At 39.0% G+C, this 4,387-nt stretch carries 2 protein-coding genes; one reads left to right on the forward strand and one right to left on the reverse strand.

Annotation, left to right across the window (positions count from 1 at the left end):
- Positions 1–266 precede the first annotated feature (266 nt).
- Complete coding sequence (locus ACIR131C_RS0102170) at positions 267–1,673, reverse strand: aspartate ammonia-lyase (protein ID WP_028088886.1); 1,407 nt, start codon at positions 1,671–1,673, stop codon at positions 267–269.
- A 743-nt stretch (positions 1,674–2,416) separates the two neighbouring features.
- Here ACIR131C_RS0102170 and ACIR131C_RS0102175 point away from each other — a divergent pair.
- Positions 2,417–4,216, forward strand: a complete 1,800-nt coding sequence (locus ACIR131C_RS0102175) for an aspartate kinase (protein WP_028088887.1) — start codon at positions 2,417–2,419, stop codon at positions 4,214–4,216.
- Positions 4,217–4,387 lie beyond the last annotated feature (171 nt).

Raw genomic sequence — 4,387 nt, forward strand, 5'->3', positions numbered from 1 at the left:
TTTTGGGCAACTTTACTTTTCGTTAATTATGTCGGTTTTTTCCAGTCACCTACTTATAAATCTGAAAATTAGACGATTTATTTGCATAGAAAATAAATGCAGATCAAAAAGATAAATAAAATTAGTACCAAAGTTTAGCAATAAGCTGTACTGCATTTAATTTGTATTTGTATAATTATAGCGGGCAGGATGCCCGCACCACAAGATTTAGCTATATTAAGATTGTACAATTTAGCTGCGTAACAGCTTACTAAATCCCTATCTGTTTATAATGGAACAATCTCACTCATTTTTTCTAAATCTAATACAGTGGCTAATTGTTCCTCAGTCATTAAACCTTTTTCTAAAACTATTTGTCGTAGAGATTTACCAGTTTCTAAAGATTCTTTGGCTACAGCCGCAGCATTCAAATAACCAATATGGGGATTTAAAGACGTGACCAACGCTAAACTACCTTCAGCATAGACTAAACATCTTTCTTTGTTAGCAGTAATTCCTTGAATACAGTTGGTAGTTAAAGCAGAAATTGTATTACCTAAAATCTCAATACTGTGAATTAAATTATAGGCAATCAAAGGCATCATCACATTTAATTCTAATTGTCCCGCTTGAGCAGCAAAAGCGATCGCATTATCATATCCCATGACCTGAAAACATACCATTGATGTCATTTCTGCCATAACTGGATTATATTTTCCCGGCATAATCGAAGAACCGGGTTGTACTGGAGGAAGTTGGATTTCTTTAAATCCGGTTTTGGGTCCTGAATCCATTAACCGCAAATCGTGGGATATTTTAACTAAATCCTGGGCTAAATTCCGTAAAGCCCCAGAAACATTGACAAAAGCCCCCATACTTTGCATTGCAGCCATTAAATGTGGCGCTGGTTGTAGGGGAAATTCTAATAATTGACTCAAGACATCTACAACTTTTTGACGATATTCCGGGTGGGTATTCATTCCTGTTCCCGCAGCACTTCCTCCTAAACCCAATACCATTAAGTCAGAAGCAGCAATATAAAGCCGGTTTTGGTGTTCTGACAGGATATAAGCCCAAGCCCGGAAATTATCACCTAACCGCACTGGTACAGCGTCTTGCAGGTGGGTTCTCCCAGATTTGATGATATTTTCAAATTCTTCCGCTTTTGCTTCTAATGCCAAAACTGCCTGTTCTAAAGCTGGCTGTAATCTGCGAGAAAGCGCCAATAAACCACCAATACGAATCGCAGTAGGAATAACATCATTAGTGGACTGTCCATAGTTGACATGATCATTGGGGCTAACTAGTTTATAATTACCTTTTTGATCACCCAGAATTTCTAAAGACCGATTTGCGATAACTTCATTAATATTCATGTGGTGTGAAGTTCCCGCACCGGCTTGATAAACATCAACCACAAACTGATCTCGTAATTTCCCTGCTAAAATTTCATCAGTGGTTTGTATGATCGCTTTGCTGATGTTTGCGGGAATACAATTTAATTCTGAGTTGACAATAGCTGTAGCTTTTTTAATATATACGCAAGCATCTATATAAGTTGGTAAAGGTTTAATACCGCTAATGGGGAAATTTTCGATCGCTCTTTGGGTTTGAATACCATAATAAACGTTATTGGCAATTTGGCGATCGCCCATTGAGTCTCTTTCAACGCGAAAATCTGAATTGTTAATCATAAAGCAAGAGGGAATAGGGAATAGGTAACAGGGAACAGGGAACAGGGAACAGGGAACAGGGAACAGGGAATAGGGAATAGGTAACAGGGAATAGAGAACAGGGAACAGGGAATAGGGAATAGGGAATAGGTAACAGGGAATAGGGAACAGGGAATAGGTTACAGGTGCTACGCCACGGGGACAGGTAACAGGAAAGGAAAGGAGGTAGAGTTATTACTCATTACCGATTACCAATTACCAATTACCAATTACCAATTACCAATTACCAATTACCAATTACCCATTACCCATTACCCATTGCACATAATTTTTTATCCTCACATCAATTTTAGCAGCAGCAGTGCTGTATACTTTACTTCCAGTCAACATATCTTGATCCCATCTTGATTTTTTAGGTATTTACTCCCTAGCAATGGTTACTTTGGCTATTGTCAATAATGTTACTGATGGCTGAGGAGTATGTGAAATTGTAGTCAATCAGAAATAATCAATAGTTAACTTCTGTGATAGTAAAAATTTCATTATTAATTGATGTCAAACATGACTTAAAGAGATTATTATAATTAATAATTCTTAATTATCCATTGTTAATCGTTCATCATCTATTGTTAATTGTTCATCATCCATTGTCAATTGTTCATCATCCATTGTCAATTGACTTTTGTACGGTACAATTATTTTTTCTAATGTTTCTCTGCCTTGTTCACCAATAAAACTTAGGATAAATACATCAAATACTGATTATGGCGCTCATAGTTCAAAAATACGGTGGTACATCTGTTGGTTCAGTCGAACGTATTCAAGCAGTTGCGACTAGAGTTGAAAAAACTGTCAAAGCTGGAAATTCTGTAGTAGTAGTGGTTTCAGCCATGGGGAAAACTACCGATGGATTAGTTAAACTAGCTCATGATATCTCTAAAACCCCTAATCGTCGGGAAATGGATATGCTACTTTCTACAGGAGAACAAGTTACTATTGCTTTATTGAGTATGGCATTACAGGAAATTGGACAACCAGCAATTTCCATGACTGGCGCTCAGGTAGGCATTGTTACTGAAGCTGAACATTCCCGCGCTCGCATTTTACATATTGAAACAGAACGCTTAATGCGGCAGATTAATGACGGTAAAGTTGTTGTAGTTGCAGGATTTCAAGGAATTAGCAACACAGAAGAATTAGAAATTACTACTTTGGGGCGTGGTGGTTCTGATACTTCCGCAGTCGCTTTAGCCGCAGCCATTGGCGCAGATTTTTGTGAAATTTATACAGATGTACCAGGTATTTTAACTACAGATCCTCGCATTGTCCCCCAAGCTCAATTATTGACAGAAATCAGCAGTGATGAAATGCTGGAATTGGCAAGTTTAGGGGCGAAAGTATTACATCCCAGGGCTGTGGAAATTGCTCGTAATTATGGCGTTCCCTTGGTGGTACGTTCAAGTTGGACAGATCAACCGGGAACGTGGGTAACAACCCCGCCAAGACGAAATCGGGCGTTAATTAACTTAGAATTAGCTCGCCCTGTAGACGCTATAGAATTTGATATGCAACAGGCTAAAGTGGCTTTATTGCGCGTTCCTGACAAACCTGGGGTAGCAGCCCGGTTATTTGGCGAAATTTCCCAGCAAAATGTGGATGTGGATTTGATTATTCAATCAATTCATGAAGGTAATAGTAACGACATTGCTTTTACAGTAAATACATCAATATTAAAACGAGCAGAAGCCGTATCATCGGCTATAGCTCCGGCATTAAGAAACAATCCTACTTCCGATGAGGCGGAGGTTTTAGTAGAAAAAGATACTGCAAAAATTAGTATTGTCGGCGCGGGGATGATTGGTAGACCAGGGGTAGCAGCGCAAATGTTTAAAACTTTGGCGGCCGCTGGTGTGAATATTCAGATGATTTCTACCAGTGAGGTCAAGGTGAGTTGTGTAGTTGATGCTATAGATTGCGATCGCGCTATAGTTGCTTTGTGTGATACATTTGAGATCAATTCTTCCTGTACTTCCCTGGCCTATCCGAGTCCTCAAGCCCCCGCTGTGCGTGGTGTCGCTTTAGATAGGAATCAAGCCCGGATTGCTATTCGTCAATTACCAGACCGTCCGGGTATGGCCGCTAAATTGTTCGGATTTTTGGCAGAATATAACATCAGTGTGGATATGATTATTCAATCCCAACGTTGTCGGGTGGTAGACGGTGTTCCCCGTCGGGATATCGCGTTTACTGTGGCTAAAATAGATGCAGAAATCGCTCAAGAAAAACTTACACAAGTCGCAGCGGAATATGATTGGGGTGAGGTAATATTAGATAGTGCGATCGCTAAAATTAGTATAGTTGGTTCTGGTATGGTAGGACAACCAGGAATTGCAGCGAAAATGTTTACAGCTTTAGCACAAAATCAAATCAACATTCAAATGATTGCTACCTCAGAAATTAAAATTAGTTGTGTTGTAGGTATTGATGAAGGTGTGAAAGCTTTACAAGTTATTCACGCGGCTTTTGATTTAGCTGGGAGTGAAAATTTTGTAGTTCCCGCTTGAAGATAATCAGCTTGTTTATACTCCCAATTGTAGCATTCAGACAAATATTTTATTTTGAATTAATTAAAATCAAAACCCGGATGCTACATTTTTTGGCTTTAATGATCTTGAAGTTACAGTTAAAGACTTACAGCACTTCCCGATGTTATGAGGTACAAGAACCCCACCCCC

Source organism: Dolichospermum circinale AWQC131C, from assembly GCF_000426905.1.
Lineage (GTDB): Bacteria > Cyanobacteriota > Cyanobacteriia > Cyanobacteriales > Nostocaceae > Dolichospermum > Dolichospermum circinale.